The 19,407-nt window shown below is 64.8% G+C and carries 14 protein-coding genes; 9 read left to right on the plus strand and 5 right to left on the minus strand.

Going from position 1 to position 19,407, the window contains the following annotated elements; genetic code table 11:
* Nucleotides 1-33 precede the first annotated feature (33 nt).
* Nucleotides 34-1,827 (minus strand): ABC transporter ATP-binding protein, encoded by a 1,794-nt coding sequence (locus THIMADRAFT_RS24525; protein WP_007192398.1) that lies wholly within the window; start codon nt 1,825-1,827, stop codon nt 34-36.
* Between the two features lie 87 nt (nt 1,828-1,914).
* On the minus strand, nt 1,915-2,430 hold the full coding sequence (locus tag THIMADRAFT_RS07520; protein ID WP_007192399.1) for a LiaF transmembrane domain-containing protein: 516 nt from the start codon (nt 2,428-2,430) through the stop codon (nt 1,915-1,917).
* Nucleotides 2,431-3,157: 727 nt separating this feature from the next.
* Between THIMADRAFT_RS07520 and THIMADRAFT_RS24530 the strand changes: the two genes are divergently transcribed.
* Complete coding sequence (locus THIMADRAFT_RS24530; protein WP_007192400.1) at nt 3,158-4,345, plus strand: glycosyltransferase; 1,188 nt, start codon at nt 3,158-3,160, stop codon at nt 4,343-4,345.
* Between the two features lie 42 nt (nt 4,346-4,387).
* Here the strand turns inward: THIMADRAFT_RS24530 and THIMADRAFT_RS07530 are convergent, their stop codons facing one another.
* A complete protein-coding gene (locus THIMADRAFT_RS07530) occupies nt 4,388-5,023 on the minus strand; it encodes an FkbM family methyltransferase (protein WP_007192401.1) in 636 nt (211 codons plus the stop codon).
* 197 nt (nt 5,024-5,220) lie between these two features.
* Between THIMADRAFT_RS07530 and THIMADRAFT_RS07535 the strand changes: the two genes are divergently transcribed.
* The 8 genes from THIMADRAFT_RS07535 to THIMADRAFT_RS07570 all read left to right on the plus strand — a co-directional run bounded on the left by THIMADRAFT_RS07535 (nt 5,221) and on the right by THIMADRAFT_RS07570 (nt 16,640).
* Entirely contained in the window at nt 5,221-7,587 is a 2,367-nt protein-coding gene (locus THIMADRAFT_RS07535; protein WP_007192402.1) for an O-linked N-acetylglucosamine transferase family protein, read from the plus strand.
* A gap of 317 nt (nt 7,588-7,904) precedes the next feature.
* The gene (locus THIMADRAFT_RS07540) at nt 7,905-9,134 is read left to right on the plus strand and encodes a glycosyltransferase family A protein (protein WP_007192403.1); all 1,230 of its coding nucleotides are present in this window, start codon (nt 7,905-7,907) and stop codon (nt 9,132-9,134) included.
* Nucleotides 9,135-9,434: 300 nt separating this feature from the next.
* The gene (locus THIMADRAFT_RS07545) at nt 9,435-10,565 is read left to right on the plus strand and encodes a hypothetical protein (RefSeq protein WP_007192404.1); all 1,131 of its coding nucleotides are present in this window, start codon (nt 9,435-9,437) and stop codon (nt 10,563-10,565) included.
* Nucleotides 10,566-10,815: 250 nt separating this feature from the next.
* Nucleotides 10,816-12,054 carry an FG-GAP repeat domain-containing protein gene (locus THIMADRAFT_RS07550; RefSeq protein ID WP_007192405.1) on the plus strand — a complete coding sequence of 413 codons (1,239 nt, stop codon included), beginning with the start codon at nt 10,816-10,818 and terminating at the stop codon, nt 12,052-12,054.
* Between the two features lie 114 nt (nt 12,055-12,168).
* Entirely contained in the window at nt 12,169-13,083 is a 915-nt protein-coding gene (locus THIMADRAFT_RS07555) for a peptidylprolyl isomerase (protein ID WP_007192406.1), read from the plus strand.
* Nucleotides 13,084-13,180: 97 nt separating this feature from the next.
* Nucleotides 13,181-13,591: a hypothetical protein gene (locus tag THIMADRAFT_RS07560; protein ID WP_007192407.1), complete on the plus strand. Its 411-nt coding sequence runs from the start codon at nt 13,181-13,183 to the stop codon at nt 13,589-13,591.
* Between the two features lie 24 nt (nt 13,592-13,615).
* Nucleotides 13,616-15,064, plus strand: coding sequence for a GNAT family N-acetyltransferase (locus THIMADRAFT_RS07565; RefSeq protein WP_007192408.1), 1,449 nt, complete (start codon nt 13,616-13,618; stop codon nt 15,062-15,064).
* A gap of 34 nt (nt 15,065-15,098) precedes the next feature.
* Complete coding sequence (locus THIMADRAFT_RS07570) at nt 15,099-16,640, plus strand: PIG-L family deacetylase (RefSeq protein ID WP_007192409.1); 1,542 nt, start codon at nt 15,099-15,101, stop codon at nt 16,638-16,640.
* Nucleotides 16,641-16,657: 17 nt separating this feature from the next.
* Here the strand turns inward: THIMADRAFT_RS07570 and THIMADRAFT_RS07575 are convergent, their stop codons facing one another.
* Together THIMADRAFT_RS07575 and THIMADRAFT_RS07580 are read right to left on the minus strand one after the other, a co-directional pair.
* Nucleotides 16,658-18,529: an ABC transporter ATP-binding protein gene (locus THIMADRAFT_RS07575; RefSeq protein WP_199484221.1), complete on the minus strand. Its 1,872-nt coding sequence runs from the start codon at nt 18,527-18,529 to the stop codon at nt 16,658-16,660.
* Between the two features lie 66 nt (nt 18,530-18,595).
* Nucleotides 18,596-19,390, minus strand: coding sequence for a glycosyltransferase domain-containing protein (locus tag THIMADRAFT_RS07580; protein ID WP_040730172.1), 795 nt, complete (start codon nt 19,388-19,390; stop codon nt 18,596-18,598).
* Nucleotides 19,391-19,407: the final 17 nt, after the last annotated feature.

Raw genomic sequence — 19,407 nt, forward strand, 5'->3', positions numbered from 1 at the left:
AGCGCGTCGGGGACACGATTCTCCGGAAATCGCCTAGGAACTGTTTTGGTCAAAGAGCGTTCGGTAGAGCGAGGAGTCGCGCAGCAATGCCGTGTGGGTGCCTTGGGCAAGCAGGCGGCCCTGATCCATGACCAGAATGGTGTCGGCGTGCTGGATGGTCGAGAGACGATGCGCGATCACGATCACCGTGATGCGTCCGGAGAGCGCGGCCAGCGTGGTCTGAATGGCACGCTCCGATTCCGAGTCCAGTGCCGCGGTCGGCTCGTCCATGATCAACAGTGTCGGGTCGATCAGCAGGGCGTGAGCGATCGCCAGACGCTGGCGTTGACCCTCCGAGAAGCGAGCGCCGTGGGAGCCCACGTCGGTCTCCAATCCGTCGGGAAGGCCTGCGACGAAGTCCTCACAGTGACACAGACGCAGGGCCTCGTGGATTCGGCCGTCCGAGGGCGAGGGGTCGATGCCGAAGGTCAGATTCTCCCGTAGCGAGGTGCCGAAAAAGAAGGGTTTTTGCGCCACGACACCGATTCGGCGGCGCAGCGTCGTGCGGTCGATGTCCTGCAAAGGGACGTCGTCGAAAAAAATGCCCCCTTCGGTTGGACGATAGCAACCCGTCAACAGGCGGATCAATGTCGTCTTGCCGGCCCCGGAGCGCCCGACGACGGCCGTGGTGCGACGGGCCGGGATCGCCAACGACAGGCCTGCGAGCGCCGCCCCGCGCGTGTCGCGGCTCGAGTACCGAAATCCGACCGCGTCGAGCCGAATCGCTGCGTGCAGATCCTTGAAGCGCCGGTCTCCGCAAGCCGCTTCCCGATGCGCGCCCGCGTCGCCTAGGAAGGTGCGCAGACGCTCGAGGCTCCCGTTGTAGACCCGCATCTGCGCCCACTGTTGAGACATGGCGAGCGTTTGGGGCACCAATCTCGTGATCACCAGCAAGAAGATCCCGAGTGCCGCAAAGCCCATGCCGACCTTTGCGATCGCGAGATAGACAATCACGAAGACCGACATGACCAAGAGCGGCTCGGTGCGCACCTGAATCAAGGCGCGGAGCCGATCGCCCTGTTTCATGTTGCGCGCGATGCGATCGGTCACCCCGGTCAGCTCCGCGATCGCTTCGGCCTCACGTGCACGGAGCTTGATGCGCTCGATCCCAAAGATCCCGTCGCTTAGTTGCTCGCCGAGCGCCGTGTTCTGCTCGCTGAGTCGACGACTCGTGCGGTCGGCCTTTCGGCCGTGATGTCGCAGGAGCAGGCCTGTCAGCGCGAAGACGGGGGCGGCGTAGAGCGCGAGCTGCGGCGATACGGCCACGAGCAGGACGGAATAGGTGATGCTCAGTGCGCTCGCCGTCAGGAAGGCCACCTTGCCCGCGACGGCCTCCACCGCACGATCGGCTTCGACGGTGACCAACGCCTGCAGCTCGCCTTGCGAGCGGTTGCCCAGAAATCCGAGGTCGGCCTGCATCAGTGCCGTGATGAGCCGGCGGCGGACAGCGCGGCTGATCTCTTCCTTGAGGGCTGCCAGATGGATCTCGCGGCGGTAGAAGAGCCAGACGCGCAGGCCAAACGGCACGGCGGCCATCAAGAGCAATCCGGCGAGGATCAGATCCGCATCCGAGGTGCCGAGGAATCCGCTCAAGAGCGCCTCGAGATCCTTCATGATGCCGGTTGCGCTCGCGTCGCGGCCCATTCCGCTCGCGTAGGCGGCTATCGGGACCAGCATCCCGAGCCCGACGCCCTCCGAGACGGCAAACAGGAGCGTCAAGACCGTTAAACGGGTGATCGTTGCCCTGGAAACGCCGAGCCCGGCGAGGTCGGCGAGGATGCGAGGCATCAGTATCCGCTCCGCAATCGCAGGGCGGGTGTTGCGGATGGATCCGCGCAGCTTAGCCGGCGCGTCCAAGACACGTCGCCGATCGAACTATCCCTTTGCGGCATCCGTCTCTTGCCGGCCCTTCCAAATAATCCAGGCACCAATCGCGATGATGGGCAGCGGCCAGAGCTGCTCGAAAGAGTCGAACCCTTTGAGCACGCCCCATGCGATCAGGAACAGGATTGCTCCGAGCGTGATCGGGCGTGCGCCCCTGCGCAGCCCACGCCGAAGATCCCCGCGCAGTGCGTCGGTGAAGAGGATGCCTAGTCCAGCGAGAATCGGATACAGCGCCCAGAGATAAGACCAGCTCCCCCAATCCCCGGTGCTGTTTTGATAGAGCAGGATCAAGCCCGTGCCGACAAGCAGGATGCCCGGTGTCGCGATGCGGCGTGCGGAGAGGAGTCCGATCCCCAGCGAGACAATCCCGAGGGCGACGATGACGAGCGGCCAGCGGTCGGCGAGGTCGAGCGAAGGTGTGATTCCGGGGATAAGCTGGGCGGCTCCGGCGACGAGTCCGACCGCGATCAGCGTCGATCCCATCAGGACGTGCGAGCGTCGTTCCATTGGGCAAGGTTCCTTGGGCGAAAGGAGGGGCCGATCCGAATTTGGCTGGGTGGCCGATTTCCGGGTGGCCGGCTTTAAGGCCCGGAACCGGGTGCATCGTTATCGTAACGACCGTGTCGCCGCGGGACAAGCGCGGTGGAGCTGTCCCCGGCGGCGTTGCCGAGCTCGACATCGCCGCATCTGCACCGATGTCGGTACGGGCTCCCGGCCAGGGAACGCGGGTGTGCTGCACGTCGGCGATTTCCGAGAGAGGAGATGCTTTTTGGGATCAACCGCTCGGGCAGCGGCTGACCTCGCCCGCAGAAGGCTTTGCGCTTGAGTCGGGGCGGCGGCCTCTGATGACGCACGCCAACTGGCCGGGAAGCTGGTTGGTTATTTCGGCCATCGTGGCACGTGGCGCAGAGCGCCACGGGGCATGCGTGACACCGCGGAGCGGATGTCACGAGCCGTCGGTGATGTCACGAGCCGTCGGTGATGTCACGAGCCGTCGGTGATGTCACGAGCCTCCGTTGATTGCTCTAGCGCCCTGCAACGTTGGGTCGTCGGCCTAAGGAGCGAGGTATGGTCAGGCCGCGGCACCCTTCGTTGACACTGATTCGCGGCGAGTGCTAGGTTCATCGCGCTCGCGCGGGATAGCCGCATAGCGATCCCGCGTGTCGCGTCCTGCAATAGAGAAACTCTGGGGAGCCGCTATGAGAGTCGCTACACCGGCGCGTTTTCCTGCGTCATGCTGAAAAAGCCGCGCGTCGGCTTGCTCGGGGAATTCGGAGATTTCGGCGGCACGACGGTGTCTTCCGGTCATCTATCGGAGCTCTTGAGCGACTCCCTCGAGATGGTCCCGATCCGTTTCGCGATGTCGGGCGCCGAGGAGGACTGGGCCGGCAGGGTCGAGGTCCGGGAACGTCCCGATCGCGGTCCGGCCTATGTCGTCTTCGCGGCGGACTTCAACATCGAGCGCATCCTCGTCCCCGAGCTCGGCGACCAGATGCTCAACAAGGAGCTGCGCATCCGCTCATGGGCCGAGCAGGCCCTGGGCATCGCTCGGCGCGAGCGCCTCGATGCCATCCATGTCTACGGCGGATACGGCGAGCTGGCCTTCATCGGGGCCTATGTCTCGGCACTCATCGACAAACCCTTGGTCTTGACCTTTTGCGGCCAGGACCTCGAGCGTCGCATCTTCGGTGCCGCCTTTCCCCATCTCAAAGCGTCGGCGGCGCAGGCCGTGTTGGTGACCTGCAAGTCCGAGAAGGCACAGCGCATCGTCGAGCGCCTGCTGCGGCCAGCGGCGCCGACCCGGATCATCCGCAATCATGTCGCCGAGGCGGATTTCGATCCCGAGGCCGTCGTGGAACGCCGGGGCGATGACCCGGTCATCGGATGTTTCGGCGAGTTTCGTCGTGTTGTCGGTCTCGACGTCTTGTTGCGTGCCTACGGGAGGCTGGTGACGCAACGTCCGCTGACACTCGCGCTCGGCGGCCCGATTCGAGCAACCGAGGCGGCCTATTTCAATCGTCGGATCGAGGCCCTTCCCGAGCAGGCTCGGGTTTGGCGGATGGGCCGAATCCCGCACGCGCGGATGCTGGCCGCCTGCCGCGCCTGCGATTTGATCGTCGCGCCCTCCTATGCGGACACCTCGCCGTTCAAGGTGCTCGAGGCGATGCTCGCAGGGGTCCCGCTGATCACGACCACCGCGGGCGGTATACCGGAGCTGGTCACCCACGAGCGCGAGGCGCTGCTGGTCGAGCCCGGCGATCCCGACGGCCTCGCGCAGGCCATCGCCCGGCTTCTCGATGATCCGGAGCTCGGCAGATGTCTCGCCGAGCGTGCGCGTGCGCGTGTTCTTTCCGAATTCACGCGGGAGCGCGAACGCGGCGACTGGCTCGCTGCATACCGGGCTTCGGGGATCCTGGCTTAGCGTAACCTGATGCGCCGAGGCACACAGGGCACGACCCGGCCTTCAGGCCTGCGCAAGCTCATGCAGACAAAAGATGTCGTCCGTTCCGAGTCGCGCGACCTTCGCGTAACCGCGGTCGTTCATCAGGTCGTCGATCGCGTAGTTGTCGAAGTTGTTCTCGATACAGAATACCGAGACCCGAACGCGCTCCCAGGGGAAGGCGCGCATGATCTTCGCCTCGGTCCCCTCGGTATCGATGCTCATGAAATCGACCTGATCGAGCGGATGGCGATCGAGCAGCCACGCCAAGTCACGCACCTCGACCTCGATCTCGTGCACGGATTCCTGCGGGAGATGACCTTGAATCCTTTCGCGATGCTGTGGCTCGATGTCCGCGGCGATGCCGGACCAGCCGAGAAACCCGCCGATGATCTGAACGAACGGCATCCGCCCGTGACAGTCGGAGAGGGCGACGTTCTCCTTAATCGCATTGGGGCGATTCTTGACGAGCCGTGCGAAGGCGACTGGATTCGGCTCGATCAGGATCCCGTTCCAGCCAAGCTCGCGCTCGAAAAACAGGGTATTGCTGTCGATGACCCCGTCGAGTGCGCCGAACTCGATGAAAGTCCCGGATCTGTGGTTCTGGAAGAAACGCTCGTGGATGAACTGATCTTGTCCGTGTTGCGAGTGGTAGCTCATCGGATCTTCTCTGATTGTCGATGTCGCGTGCATCAGTCTTGTCGATCGACCGAAACCCGGTGGATCCGAGGCCGGCGCGGCATGCAAGGCTCTCCGGGACTCCGGTCGGCGTCGAGGGTTTGGGTTTGCGGCGTCGGTTGGTCACATTTCGAATGCGGCGCCATAATAGCGCGGAAGACGTAATCTAGGTTCACTGAATGAAATCGCGTGTATCCAAAAGCCTGATGGCGCCCCAGCCGCCGCGTGACGATGTGCGAAGGCGCTTTATCCAGGCGCGCGAGCATTACGGGGCCGGGCGGCTCGACGAGGCCGAGCGTGCACTTCGCAAGGTCCTCAAGCGGGCACCGAAGGCCCCGGAAGCGCTCTATCTCATGGGGCTCATCGCCGCCCGCCGGGGTTCGAAAGAGGCGGCCGAGCAATGGCTGCGACAGTGCACGGTCGCCGCCCCGGATCATCTCCCGGCGCGGATCAATCTCGGCAATCTGCTCCTTTCGCGCGGTGATCCGGCGGCGGCCGAGGCCTGCTACGCGGCCGCGATCCGTCTCGAGCCACGTCATCCGGTTGCGCATTACAACCGGGGGTGTTGTCTCAGTGCGCTGGGTCGGCTGCAGGATGCAATGGATGCCTATCGCGAATCCATCCGGTTGAAGCCGGACTTCGCCGAGCCCGCGATCAACCTCGCGTCCGTGCTCTGCGAGTGCGAGCGCTATGCCGAGGCGGAGGCGATCTATCGCGATCTGATTCGCTCGCATCCGGGGCGTCACGACGTCCGCCTGCAGCTCGGCAAGGTTTCCCACCTGACCGGGCGGCTCGGCGAGGCGCGCGAGCATTACGAGGCGATCCTCCGCGCGAACCCCAACCACGCCGGTGCCCGGCTCGCCTTGGCTTCGGCCTTGTTGGTCGATCGCCGGGTCGACGAGGCCGCGGAGTTGATCAAACAGGCCGGGGCATCGGGCGGCGCGCGCAAGACCGAGCTTTTGATCACGCTTGCATCGCTGCGGGCCGCGCAAGGCGATCCGCGATCGGCCATCAAACACCTCACGGACGCGATCGAGGCGGGCGCCGCCTCGCCTCAGCATTTCTTGACCCTCGCCGGTTGGTACGGGGAGATCAGGGATCGCGCGAAGGCCGTCGCGGTGCTCGAGCAGAGCCTCGCGCGCTTCGGCGAGCGTCCCGCAGGGCTGCTGCCCGCGCTCGTCGTCAACCAGCGCTATCTCTGCGACTGGCGGGGGTCCGAAGAGCGTCTCGGGCGTCTGCTCGAGCAGCTGCGGGGTCCGTCCCCGCCGCCCATCTCGGCGTTTGCCGCGCTCTTTCTCCCCGGCTTGACCGCCTCGGACCTGCGGCGGTTGACGCGGGCCGAGGCGCGGCGCTTCGATGCCCTCGCTGCGTCCGCACTTTCGGCGCGCTCGTCCGTCGCCCCGTCCCCGCGGCGTCTGCGCATCGGTTATCTGTCGTCGGACCTGCACGAGCATGCAACGGCCTATCTCACGGCCTCCGTCTTCGAGGCGCACGATCGCGCGCGCTTCGAGGTCTTCGCCTATTCCTACGGGCCGGATGATCAAAGTGCGACGCGCCGCCGCTTGCTCGATGCCTTCGAGCACTTCGTCGATATCCGCGAGCTCGGCCATACGCAGGCCGCGACGCGGATCAGGGACGACGAGATCGACATCCTCGTCGATCTGAAAGGATATACCCGCGGGGCGCGCACCGAGATCCTCGCCTTGCGGCCGGCACCGATTCAGGTCAACTGGCTGGGTTATCCCGGGACGATGGCCGTGTCCTTCATGGACTACTTGATTGCCGATCCTGTGGTGATCCCGCCCGAGCAGGCCTCGAGCTACGACGAGGCGCTGGCCTATCTGCCGGATGCCTATGCCCCGGTCGATCCCCGCCGCAAGGTTGCGGAGACACCCGGCCGCGCCGCTGCGGGTCTGCCCGAGGAGGGCTTCGTGTTCTGCTGTTTCAACAACCCGCGCAAGATCACGCCCGAGGTGTTCGAGCGCTGGTGCCGTTTGCTGCATGCGGTGCCCGGATCCTTGCTGTGGTTGTTCGCGTCCCAGGACGCGGTGATCGATAACCTGAAGCAGGAGGCCGAGCGCCGCGGGATCGATCCGCGGCGTTTGGTGCTCGCGCCGCGAGTCCCGCAGCAGGAACATCTGGCCCGATTGGCCTTGGCGGATCTGATGCTCGATACACTGCCCTACAACGCACACACCACGGCATCGGATGCGCTCTGGATGGGGGTGCCCGTGCTGACCTGCGTCGGCGACACCTTCGCGTCGCGGGTTGCCGCAAGCCTGCTGGGTGCAGCTGGGCTTCCCGAGCTGATCACCTCGAGCCTGGACGACTACGAGGCGGAGGCGCTGCGCCTGGCGACGCACCCGATGGCCTTGGCCGGCGTTCGGCAGCGCCTTGCGATCGCCCGAAAGACCGCGCCCTATTTCGACCCCGCGGGTTTTGCGCGACACCTCGAAGCACTCTACGTGCGGATGCACGAGCGCCTTGCCGCCGGACTGGGCCCGCAGATGCTGATGCCCGATCAGGGCCAGACTAGCGGGGTTTGACGCCGTTTGTTCACTGTTCCGAGAACATCCCCTCGAGAACATCGCCGGCGCAATGCTCGGGTTCGGCGGCGGGTTCCGAGCGTCGTCGTCACCGCAGTTTGTCCGAATGATGCCTGCGTGGTGTACCTGCGTCAGGCACCGAGCTCACTTGATCCGGTGCGGACGATTCTACGACTCGGTCGCGGTCGAGGAGGCCGCTCTCCCCGCCGGGGGTTGGATCTGGATCGGGTTTGTTGTGTATCCTATCGGTTTCCGAGCCCTCCGGGCCTCGGTCTCGAAGCAACCCGCGACACACCGGACGTTTAGCAAGGATCATTATGCGCGTCGTCGTCTCGCTCACGACCATCCCCGGCCGGGAGGCGATGCTGAGCCGAGCCGTTGCGTCGATTATTCGCCAGACCCGCCCCCCCGATGCCATCCATCTGTGGCTGCCCGAGGAGCGATTCGGGTCGGCGGCAGCGCTTCCGAGCTTCCCCGGGGTCGTGGTGCGCGCCGGTCCCGATCTCGGGCCGGCGATGAAGCTCCTGCCGACGCTGGAGGTGGAGGCCGATCCCGAGACCCTGCTGATTCCGGTCGACGACGATATCGAGTATCCGCCCGAGCTGATCGAGAAGCTGGTGGCGGCCTCGATGTTGCTGCCCGAGCATGCGATCGGGTTCACGGGCTGGAGCTGCGAGGAGCGAGCGGACGGACCCCGGATTCGGCACTGGAACGAGCAGGAGCCGTTCGCCGGGATGTTGCAGCCGGTCCAGGTGTTGGAAGGTTATCGGGGGGTGCTGTATCGCAGACGCTTCTTCGAAAGCGACATCCGGGCGCATCTCGACGCGCTCGAGGCCTTCCGCTACCACGACGATATCCTGTTCAGCGGTTATCTCGCGAGTCGAGGCGTTGCGCGCGTCGCGCAGTGGTTCGGATCCGTGCCGAGATCCGCCGACACCCTGTGGTTGCTGCATGGTGACGACACCGGACTGCATACGCTGCCGGACTGGTACGCGCGTGGCCGCGAGTGCCTCGCCTATTGGGCGCAGCGGGCCCCGGGGTTCATGGCTGCCGTCGCGGGATCGGTCGCGGGATCACGCCTTCAGCTCGAGACGGGCGAGCACCCCCGTGTCGCATTTCTGCATCACGCCTCTTCGGCGGTTGACTTTCCGATCGAGAGCGCACACGATTTGTTTGTGATGCCTTGGCCTTGGTCCGAGGGCCTCTTCTCCGAGGTCCTTCTCGTTCGTCCCGATCGCCTTGCGGCGCTCCCGCAGGAGCGGTGGTTGGCCGAATGTCGTAGGATTCTCGAGCCCGGCGGTGTTTTGCGTGTCTTCTGGCCTGCCCTGCCGGTTTCGGGCCAGGCCGCTATACCGCGTGGCGAGAGAATGCGCTCCGACGCCGGTGCGGGTGCGACGGCTGCCCGCTTTCGAGGGCTGGCCGTCGATCGAGGCTGGCAAGCGTCCTGGACGACCGACCGAGACGGCGTGACGGCGACACTCATCGCCCCGTGCCGGGGTTCGCAGGGTTCGCGCCACGCAGGTCTATCCTGGGTCGCAACGCGGTGAAATCCGCCGGCTCGGTGTGTCATTTTGCCGACGATTACCCCCGTGCGCCCTGTGCTCCGTCCGACGTGTGTCCGCCACACCGCGGGGCGGTGAAAATGTGACAGATGCACGGGTACAACAAAAAAGGCCCGCTTGAGGTTGACTTTCGGCAACGATGCGGCATACTTTGCATGCACCGCGAAGAGGTATTACCGCAACTGTGTGGAACTCCTCGATCGACCGCCAGGGGGCCAAACAATTGGGGTCGGCGCGGTCAGTCGGTCATCACATGTGAACTTGACAATGGAAGAGAGGCAAGTTATGAGCTCAAACTTTAAAAAGCTGGCTATCGCGGCCGGTGTGTCTGCAGGCTTGGCAGCGGTCAGCGTGCCGTCCTATGCCGTTATCCCCGGTCCTGCCGGCGAAGCCCTGCTGATCCCGCTCGTCGCTCACGGCGGCGATGTCGCCGGTGGATCCAACACCATCATCCAGGTGACAATCCCGGGTACGGTCGGTTTCGACAGCATCCCGAACGACTTCACCGCTCCCAATACCACCCCGACCAATCCGGGCCCGACCCTTTTCCCGGTCGATGCCGATCTGGTGCCCGGAAACGCCATCCATTGGTATTGGTTCGACAAGGAGAGCGTCCATCGCCTGAACCGTATGGTTCCGGTGACGGCCGATGACGTCGTCGTCATCGACTGGCTCCAGGCCTCGGGTGGCTCCTTCGCCGGTCAGGAAGGCTACATGGTCATCGGCACCGAGATCGCCCGCACCGGCGCCGCAGCCGACTTCGCCATGTTCGGCGAGGCTTGGTTCGAGCTTTACAGCGACGACACCGCAGATCGCGTTGGCACCTTGGCCCAGATCCCGGTCCTGCCGATGAGCGACGGTGTCGACGGCGCGTTCGACAGCCCGGTTTCCAAGGCCGACAACGTCAAGTACAACTCGGCCGGCATCCCGCGCGCGGTCTCCCCGCTCATCAGCGGCATGCGCACCAACCGGTCCGACGGCATCCTGAACGACACCACCGTGTTCAACCTGGCGCTGTCCGATCGTAACTTCCCGAGCGTCCATGTCGTTTGGCTCGACGTGAATCTGGATGACGATGGCCGCGGCCTCGGCGTCGACGTCTTCGACAGCGACGAGTTCTCCTGCTCCGGCTCCGTTGATCTTCCCTACGAGCTGAACGTGATCTGGATTCCTGAGGCGTTCGCCGCTACCACCGCCAATCCGTTCGGCATCCCGAGCAACGAATACTGCCTGCCGACCCAGCTCTCGGGGGACGAGATCGGTTTCGTGACCTATTACATCCCTGAGTACATCGACACCAACATCGACGAGCCTGAGTCCGCCGGTGTGGCCTTCAGCATCCTGATGGACTGGGACGCGGTCGATAACCTGAGGTTCACCACCTCGCTGGGTCAAGAGCGCGGCACCTACAAGTAAGCCGTTGCTTTCGCCTTGAAGAGACGGTGCGCAGCGATGCGCACCGTCTTTTTTGCGTTTGGGGGTCAGGCTTTCCGGGCACTCGGGCGCGCGCGCCATCGCGAGCGCATCCCGGCAGAGCCCGATCGGACACACCGTCGCCGGGTTCTCGGCCATCAGCTGCTTCGACGACGAATCCCTTCACCGAGTCCCCCGTCGATTCTCCAGGTGGTATCATAGCGGGCCAGCGATCGCACGGATCCATAGGCCCATGTCTCTCTCGCGTCCATCAAACCACCATCTCTCGTTCCCGGTCATCCTGCTGGTGATCGGCGCGCTCGTCGGCTGCGATTCCGAGCCACCGTCTCCCGAGACGGCAGCCGAGTCCCCGGCACAACGGCTTCCCTTCAATGCGATCGTCTTCGACGCCCTTGCCGACGATATCGACGGAAATGGGTTGCTTGATCTGGCCTTCACATCGCATCACTCGAGTTACACCCAGGTCTTCCTTCAGACGACCCCGCGCGTCTTCGTGCCCGGCCCCAAGGTCGAGGAGGTCGGGTTCCATCCCGGCGACCTCATGCGCCTGCCCGGGGATGATCCGCGTCTCTATCTCATGAATGCGGAGGGGGTGAATGCGCTGCGTGTCTTCGAGCCCGGACCCGACGGCGCGTTGGGGCTGGTCGCGCAGATGAATGCGCCGGCACCTCGTGTCGCTGCGCTGTTTCGTTGGCCGGACGCGGGTCTCGGGCTCGCCGTTGGACCGTTTGCACAGAGCAGGCTCATGCTGATCAAGGACTTCCAGCCTGCAACGGCCGAGCGCGGCCTCGCCTATGGGCTTCCCTTGGCCTCTCAGCTGTCGCAGGTGCATCAGATCGCCGCCGCGGACCTCGACGGCGACGGCAGCGACGAGATCCTCTTCCCCGAGCCGAGGTCGCATAGCCTCTACGTGGTGCGTGCTCCGGCCGGCGACGAGGAGCCGGCGACCGAGGTCCTCTGGGCGTTCGAGCCGGGCGGGATGCCTCGACATCTCACGATTGCAGACGTCGACGGCAACGGCGCCCCGGATCTGTTGGTGCCGGACGAGGTCGCGACGCCTTCACGGGGCGCTCAGGTGCATGTCCTCCTGAACGACGGTGCCGGGCAACTGACGCCCGCGTCGATCCCGTTTCCGTCGATCGAAGAGAATCCAAAAGGTATCAAAGGGATCCGCTCGATTGCCTTCGGGCGAGATCAGGACGGGTCGGGTGTTCTCTTGGCATCCGCGGAGACCCATCTGGCGTTGTTGCGAATTCCGCAAGGTTGGTCGGGTGAGCCGCTCGAGTCTCGTGTTCGGCCGTTTGCGTCGATTGGAGCCATCCGTAGGATGCTGCTCGTCGATCTGGACGGTGACGGCGCGCTCGATGCGGTGCTCGGACGTACCGGCGGATCCGAGTCCGGGCAGATATTTTACGGACCACTCCGGGAGACGTTCGACTCGATGACCGCAGCCGGGATATCGATCGATTGAGGCCATCTGAAGGCCCCAAACCGATGCCCACAGCATGCGATGCCCGCAGGTCGCCTCGAATGCTCCGGGCCGCCTCGTCGACCTTGTCCTAATCAATTTGCTATCGGAGTTCTTATGCGATTTCTGTCTTACACGGTCGTCTTCTGTGCTTGCCTGCTGATCGGGTCGAGTTTTGCCTATGCAGAGCCTGTCGCCGGGGCCTCCGAGGGGGATGATGCCCCGGTCGCGATGGCCCGCGTGGGTGAGCATGAGATTACCGTCGAGCAGTTCATGCAGTTCCTGACCAAGAATCCCGGGCGCGTCCAGGAGGCGACGACGCCCGAGGGCAAGGGCAAGCTCCTGCGCACGCTGGTGGAGGTCGAGCTGGTGCGCCAAGCGATGCTCGATGCGGGCTCGATCTCCGAGACCTCGACGCCCGAAGAGCAGAAGATCGCGTTGGCCCAGCTTGCCGCGGCGAAGTTCCCCTTGCCTCCGGCCCCGGACGAGGACGCCTTGCGTGAGTACTACGAGCACAATAAGGATCTCTTCGGGATTCCTGCATCCGTCAGGCTGAGTCAGATCCAGCTTCGCGTACCGGAGGGTGCGAGCGAGGAGGAGAAAGCGGCCGTGCGTGCACGTGCCGAGGCCGTCCTGGAGCGGCTCGAGGCGGGCGAGTCGTTCGCGGAGCTGGCATCCTCGCTGACCGAAAACCCCCGCGCGAAGGGGACCGACGGCGACCTCGGGTTCGTTTGGCGCGACGGGCATGAATGGCTCGAGTCCGCACTCGAGGGCGTCGAGGTCGGTCAGCATACCGCGGTGCTGGAGTCTCCGGTCGGATTCGACATCCTCATGCTGACCGACGAGCGCGAGGCGGTCATCACGCCGTTCGAGCAGGCCCGCGACAGCGTGGTTCAGCGTATCCAGGCCGAGGGACAGGAGAAGGCCAGGCAGGCCTATGTCGCTTCCCTTGCCAAGTCGGCGAAGGTCGAGCTGCTCGTCGATGATCTCAAGACGGCCTACCCGAACGGTCTTTTCGAGACATCAGAGTGATGCCTGTGCCCCTCGCCAAAACGCGGTCTTCGGGCGAGGTATCGCGGGGAGGCGCGAATCGACGGCGCATCTCCACCTTGAAAACGAGAAATTCTTAATGGATATCAAGACACTGTTGCTTCTCATGGCGGCCCTCCTGGTCCCGATCGCACCCGCGAGCGTGTTGTCGGGCGAGCAGCCCGATCGCGCGCGTCTGGACGAGCGGGTCGCGGCCTATTGGGATGCGATTCGGATTCGCGATCTCGCCACCGCCTATGCCCTCGAGCTTGGCTCGGTGGACGGAACCCTGACCGCGGATGCGTTTCGTCGGCGTTCCGATAAGAATGTCTGGGATCTGGTCGAGTACAAGATCACGACGGTCGAGATCGATGGCGAGGAGGCGCGGCTTGAGCTCGACACGGTCGTGAGGGCCCCCCAGATCGCGAAGCCTTTGAAGCGGTCCCGCGCGGACCGCTGGGTGTTTTCCAAAGGTGATTGGTATCGCGCGCCCGCAGCTCCTACTCGTTAGTGGATCGATAAGATCCCGTTGGCTATGGATACCTGGTCGGTCGGGGTGCTCCCGCAGGACGCTCTCGGCGATGTTCTTTTGCTGGGTTCGGATCGGACGGAGACGGCATCCGTTCTGACGGCGCTCGGCTATCGCATCTCGGCATGCGGCTCGACTCGGGTCGGGCCGTCGGAAACGACGGCTGGTCCCGGGGAGGGCGATCCAATTCGTTCCGGCGAGTCGGCCGACCCGCCTCGCCTTACGGATGTCGCTCTGATCGGACACCGGCTTTCCGATCCGCCGCTGGCGCTGTTCAACGGCTTGCGCGAGCGGCTTGCCCCCGGCGGCCGCCTGACCCTCGTCTTGTCTCGGCAATCCGGCGAGGATCCGGAGTCGCCTGCTTACGCGCGCCGGCTCGGCTATCTGGAAGCGATCGGGGCACGCTGCGGTTTCCTGTTCCAGAGTGAGCCACAGGGGACGTCGCGTCGGGATTCGGCTCGGACGGGATGTCTGTCGTTCGTGCGAGCCGACCGAGACCCTCGTTGGCGCGTCAGGGTCTTGCATGAGAGCGATGTTCCCCGGTTCGTCGGTCTCTTCAAGACCGCCTTCAATCAGGACATCGATATCGCACTCTGGCGTTGGAAATACGGGGACGGACGCGGCGACGCCATCATCGCGGAGACCGGCGGGCGTTTGGTCGCGCACTACGGCTGCACGCGTCGGCGGGTTCGGTTCTTCGCCGAGCCGACCATCGCGCTTCAAATCTGCGATGTCATGGTCGATCCAGGCGAGCGCGGCATCATGACCAAATCCGGCGCCATGTTCCTCACCGCGGCGACCTTCGCCGAGATTTTTTTCGGACTGCAGGAGATTCCGCTCGGGTACGGATTCCCGAGCCGACGTGCGGAGCGTCTCGCCAAGACACTCGGTCTCTATGCGGAGGTCGGGCGCTTGATGGAGGTGCGCTGGCCGGCCGGCGACACGCGCGCCCGTCTCGCGAGTCGCGTGCGCCATCTCGATCCCGAACAGGCCGGGGATCGCCGCGCCGTGGAGCGCCTCTGGTCGGCGATGGCCAGGGATTTCGAGGACGGGATCCTCGCGATCCGGGATTGGTCCTACATCGCCTATCGTTATGCCCAACATCCGCTGAACCACTACGAGCTCTTGCTGGTGACGTCGCGTCTGACCGTTCGCCCGCTCGGACTTCTAGTTCTGCGCAAGGGGAAGGATGCGGTCGAGCTCGTCGATCTCGTCGCGCCTCGCTCCAATCTTCCGGTCCTTGTCGATCAGGCCCGTCGGTTGACCGCGCTCTGGGGACTGCCGTCGGTCTTCTGTTGGATCACACAGCAGCACGTCGCGGCTCTCGGCGGTCCGGACGGCGAGGTCAAGGACCTGGACATCAGTATTCCGACGAGTGTTTGGGTCGACGGACCGGCGCCCGAGCGGCTTCGGGACCGCTGGTGGTTGATGTCCGGCGACACCGATTTCCATTAGGCGGCATCCGAGAAACATCGGGGATACGCCAGTCATGAGCTTCGTCGAGCAGCATTTCGTTCCCTATCGTGCCGAGCAGTCGCTTGGGCCCGGGCGCGCATTGGTCTTCGCGCCCCATCCGGACGACGAGGTCCTCGGGTGCGGGGGGGCGATCATGCGACACGTCGCCGCCGGCGATCCGCTCGCGGTCGTGATCGTCACGGACGGCGGTGCGGCGAGCGGTGCCGGGAGCGAATATGCACGGGTTCGCGAGCAGGAGTCGCGGTGTGCCGCGGAGATCCTCGGCTATGGCGAGCCATTGTGCTGGAGGATGCCGGATCGCGGGATCGCCTACGGAGAGGCCCTGATCGAGCGGATGATGGATGCGATCCGCGAGCAGCAGGCCGACCTGGTCTACGTGCCCTCCTGGTGGGAGATGCACCCGGATCACTACGCGGTCGCCTTGGCGGGCGCGGAGGCCGTGCGGCGCAGCGAGGGCGACATCGCCTTGGTGATGTACGAGGTCGGAGTCCCCCTGCACCCGAATCGTTTGCTGGACATCACCGACCTTGTGCAGCGCAAACAGGCGGCGGTCGATTGTTTTGCGAGTCAGTTGGCGCAGCAGGACTACGGACGACACATCGGTGCCCTGAACGTCTATCGAACCTACACCCTGCCCGCCACCGTGCTCGCGGCGGAGGCCTATCGGATCGTTCGGGGCGATGCGCTTCGGCTGGATCCCTCGCTGGCGGTGCGCCCGGGGGTCTACTACACGCAACGCCAAGCGGAGGCCGTTGCGCCGCCTTTGGTGTCGGCGATCCTGCTGGGTGCCGACCGCGCACACGGACGCGAGGCGCTCGACTCGGTGTTTCACCAGACCTATCCGAACCTGGAGGTGGTCGCTCTCGCGGAGCGCACCGATGCGGCTCGATCACTTCCGCAACCCCCGGAAGGGGGTGCACGCTTTCCGGTTCGATGGGTCGAGTGCGATCCGAGCACGCCGCGCGGAGCGACAGCGAATACGGGGATGGCGCAGGCCACCGGGACCTATCTGCTCATCCTGGACGAGGCGACCCTGCTCGACCCGGATCATGTCGCGTCCTTGATGACGTGGCTCTGTCTCGACGGGCAGGCGCACTTGGCGCGGTCCGGCGCGATACTCGAGGAGTTCCTCGACGGACGGCTGATGCGCCGAGTGGAGCTGAGCGGGGATCCCGATCCAGCCCGGATCGATTCCGGGCAGGTGTACCCGCTTGCGAGCCTCCTGTTCGAGCGCGCCTTGTTTCTCGACGGGTGTCGGTTCGACGATGCCGCGTCCGACGACACGGACTTTCTGAAAGGCATCCTGGCTAGCGCCGATCCGCTGCCTGTCGATCGAAAAAGCGTCAGGCGCCGACATCGCCTATCACCCGGTGTGCCTTATGCTCAGCCGCAGCGGGGATCGTCGGATCCGCTCGGCGAGGATCGGGACCCTGCGTCTCGGGTCGACGCGCGGATCCAGGCGCTGGAACATGAGGTGGAAGCGTTGCGACGCTCTAGCTCCTGGCGGGTGACGGCCCCGATGCGCGCCTTCTCGCGGCTCCTGCGGCGGCTTTGAGGATCTAGGTTGAAACGTCAGCGCTGACCGCCGTAGAGCGTAGCGTAGTGCCCGACCTCGTCGATTAGATCCTCGTGACGCCCTTCCTGACTGATACGTCCCTGCTCCATGACGACCACGCGGTCGGCTTGGAGCACCGCGGTCAAGCGGTGGGCGATGATGATGGTGGTGCGACCGGCCAGGAATCCGGTCATGGCCCGATGCAGGCGCTCTTCCGTTCCGGTATCGAGTGCCGAGGTCGCCTCGTCGAGAATCACGACCTTGGGATCGGCCAACACCATCCGCGCGACCGCCAGGCGCTGGCGTTGGCCCCCGGACAGCCGCACGCCGTCCCGACCGAGTACGGCATCGAGACCTCCGCTTAACCCTTCCACCACATCCTTGAGCTGGGCGATCTCGAGTGCATGCCAGAGACGCGCGTCGGGGATGTCGCGCCCGAGGGTCAGGTTCATGCGCAGGCTGTCGTTGAAGAGCGACGGGTCCTGCAGGACCGTGGCGACATGGTCTCTGACGACGTCCAATCCGATGTCCTCGACCGGGACCCCATCGAAGAGGATGCGGCCGTGACGGATCGGGTAGAGCCCGAGGATCACCTGTACCAGGGTCGTCTTGCCGGCGCCGCTCGCGCCGACCACCGCGACCTTCTCGCCCGCCGCAATGCTCAACGTCACCCCGTTCAACACGGGTTCTCCGCCGCCGTAGTCGAAGCGCACGTCACTCAGATCGATTGCGACCGTCTCCTTGCCGACAAAGGGGTCTGTCCGATGGGGATACTTGGGTTCCAGACCCATCCCGAGCAATCGATTGATGCGCTCCAGTGCGGCCTGAGCACTGTGATAGTCGTACTGGACGTCGAGCATCGTCTGCAGGGGGTTCATCATGAACCATAGATACGCAAAGACGGCCAGCATTTGACCGATCGACAGATCCGAGAAGACCACCATGAGCATGGCCGCCACGCGGAAGACATCGAAACCGACGATGAAGATCAGGAACGACAGCCGGTTGGCGGCGTCCGCCTTCCATCGGTACTCGAACGAGGTGTCGCGAATCCGGCGCGCACTCGCGACGCTGCGCCCCACGTAGAAGCCTTCCCGATTGCTGGCGCGAATCTGCCGAATCGCGTCGAGCGTCTCGGAGATCGACTCCTGAAACCCCTGAAAAGCACGGTTTTCCTGCCGTTTCAACGCCTTTACGCGACGCCCGAACCGGGTCGTAATGTAGATGACGACGGGGTTGAGCAGAAGGATGAAGAGCCCGAGCTGCCAATGCATCCAGAGCAGGACGGCGGCGGTGCCGAGGATCGTGAGTGTGGCGACCAGGAAGCGGCTGACCGCGGACGATACCAGGTCATCGATCGCGTTCATGTCCGTTACGAGATGAGAGGCTACCGTGCCCCCGGCGAGGGTCTCGTACTCGGCCATCGAGACGCGTTCGAGCCGATGCAACAGATCGCCGCGCATGCGGAAGACGACATCCTGGGCGATGCGGCCGAAGAGACGTGTCTCGACGATGCTCAGTCCGACGTTCGCGAATCTCAGCACAAGCGTTGCGATTAAGGCCGCGAGCAGATACCACATGGGGCCTAGCCAGCTCGCGGGCGAGATGTGGTCGATGAAGGCGACCATGGCCCCGGGGTCGTCGAGCAGGACCTCGTCGACCATCAGCGACAGGATCAAGGGTATCGGAATCGCCGCGAGCGCGGCCAGGATGGCCACGAGGTTCGCGAGGATGAGCTCGCGGCGATGGCGCAGCACCATGTCGGCCAAGACACGCCAATCGTAACGGCTCGGCGCCTCGTCGGTCGGCCGGGCGTACGATCGTCCGCCGGAGTGACCCGCGGCTTGATCCTCGGCGTGACCGAGAGGTCGATCGGCGGACGAGGTCATCGGCGGGGTCTCGGGAGCGGGCCGGGGTGTCGGCGCCGGAGCGGGGTGCATCGAGCGTATCTCATCTCAGCTTGATCGTGCGTCATCTGTCGTGGAACCCGTCTCGATTCGGAAGATCGGCGCAGCGACGAAGCCGATGTTTTGAAACATCCGGCAACGGTAATCGAGGGCGATCTCCGAGGGTCTCTCCATCCAGAGGGTCCGCAGGATTCCCTGCTCGGAATCGGGTGCCTCGGGGGTGGGGGGAATCTCGAGAGCCGCGGCAAAGAGGTCGCGACAAAACGCGGTCCGACCGATCCATGTGCCCCCGTTGAGGTAATGGAAATCGCCCGGCTGTCCGGCGGCCATCGCGCGCTCGAAACGCTTGAACCGCGGCAGCGGGGGCCAGCTCAGACGATCCGCCCCGAAGACGATATCGGTCTCGAAGTGGCCCTCGAACCGATCCACGAGGATCTCGGGGTTGCCGAGGATCAGGGCGTCGCGCGAGTCGGCATAGAGGACGTACGGGGTCTCGATGGTGTCGAGCAAGGCGCAAATCGCCCGCGGTTTGTCGCGCGCGTTGACCCAATCGCGAATCCCTTGTCCGCCGACCCGATAGGGGACGCCCAAATGCTCGAGCCCCCGTTCGAGCAGCCCCATCGCCTGCGCGCCGTTGTTGCAGGTGATGACGCTGACCCGCGCGGACGGGCCGATCGTTGCCGGTGCCGAACGGAAGAAGGCATCGCGGATCGGAGGCCAATGGGGGTGGTTGCGATGGTGGCCATGTGCGTGGACCACCAAGGGCTCGGTGCCGAGCTGCTCGTTGACGAGCCGCAGCCCGGCCGGGTGTGCGGGCGCCCGATCCGTCGAGGGTGGATCCACCGCTAGCGCTCTTGTAA

The organism is Thiocapsa marina 5811 (genome assembly GCF_000223985.1).
In the GTDB taxonomy this organism is placed as follows: domain Bacteria; phylum Pseudomonadota; class Gammaproteobacteria; order Chromatiales; family Chromatiaceae; genus Thiocapsa; species Thiocapsa marina.

Bases quoted from the DNA above. Each gene is read 5' to 3' on its own strand.
- THIMADRAFT_RS07520 (WP_007192399.1), bottom strand. From the start codon at position 2,430: ATGGAACGACGCTCGCACGTCCTGATGGGATCGACGCTGATCGCGGTC.
- THIMADRAFT_RS24525 (WP_007192398.1), bottom strand. From the start codon at position 1,827: ATGCCTCGCATCCTCGCCGACCTCGCCGGGCTCGGCGTTTCCAGGGCA.
- THIMADRAFT_RS07545 (WP_007192404.1), top strand. From the start codon at position 9,435: ATGAGCTCAAACTTTAAAAAGCTGGCTATCGCGGCCGGTGTGTCTGCA.
- THIMADRAFT_RS07535 (WP_007192402.1), top strand. From the start codon at position 5,221: ATGAAATCGCGTGTATCCAAAAGCCTGATGGCGCCCCAGCCGCCGCGT.
- THIMADRAFT_RS07550 (WP_007192405.1), top strand. From the start codon at position 10,816: ATGTCTCTCTCGCGTCCATCAAACCACCATCTCTCGTTCCCGGTCATC.
- THIMADRAFT_RS07565 (WP_007192408.1), top strand. From the start codon at position 13,616: ATGGATACCTGGTCGGTCGGGGTGCTCCCGCAGGACGCTCTCGGCGAT.
- THIMADRAFT_RS07555 (WP_007192406.1), top strand. From the start codon at position 12,169: ATGCGATTTCTGTCTTACACGGTCGTCTTCTGTGCTTGCCTGCTGATC.
- THIMADRAFT_RS07570 (WP_007192409.1), top strand. From the start codon at position 15,099: ATGAGCTTCGTCGAGCAGCATTTCGTTCCCTATCGTGCCGAGCAGTCG.
- THIMADRAFT_RS07575 (WP_199484221.1), bottom strand. From the start codon at position 18,529: ATGACCTCGTCCGCCGATCGACCTCTCGGTCACGCCGAGGATCAAGCC.
- THIMADRAFT_RS24530 (WP_007192400.1), top strand. From the start codon at position 3,158: ATGCTGAAAAAGCCGCGCGTCGGCTTGCTCGGGGAATTCGGAGATTTC.
- THIMADRAFT_RS07560 (WP_007192407.1), top strand. From the start codon at position 13,181: ATGGATATCAAGACACTGTTGCTTCTCATGGCGGCCCTCCTGGTCCCG.
- THIMADRAFT_RS07530 (WP_007192401.1), bottom strand. From the start codon at position 5,023: ATGAGCTACCACTCGCAACACGGACAAGATCAGTTCATCCACGAGCGT.
- THIMADRAFT_RS07540 (WP_007192403.1), top strand. From the start codon at position 7,905: ATGCGCGTCGTCGTCTCGCTCACGACCATCCCCGGCCGGGAGGCGATG.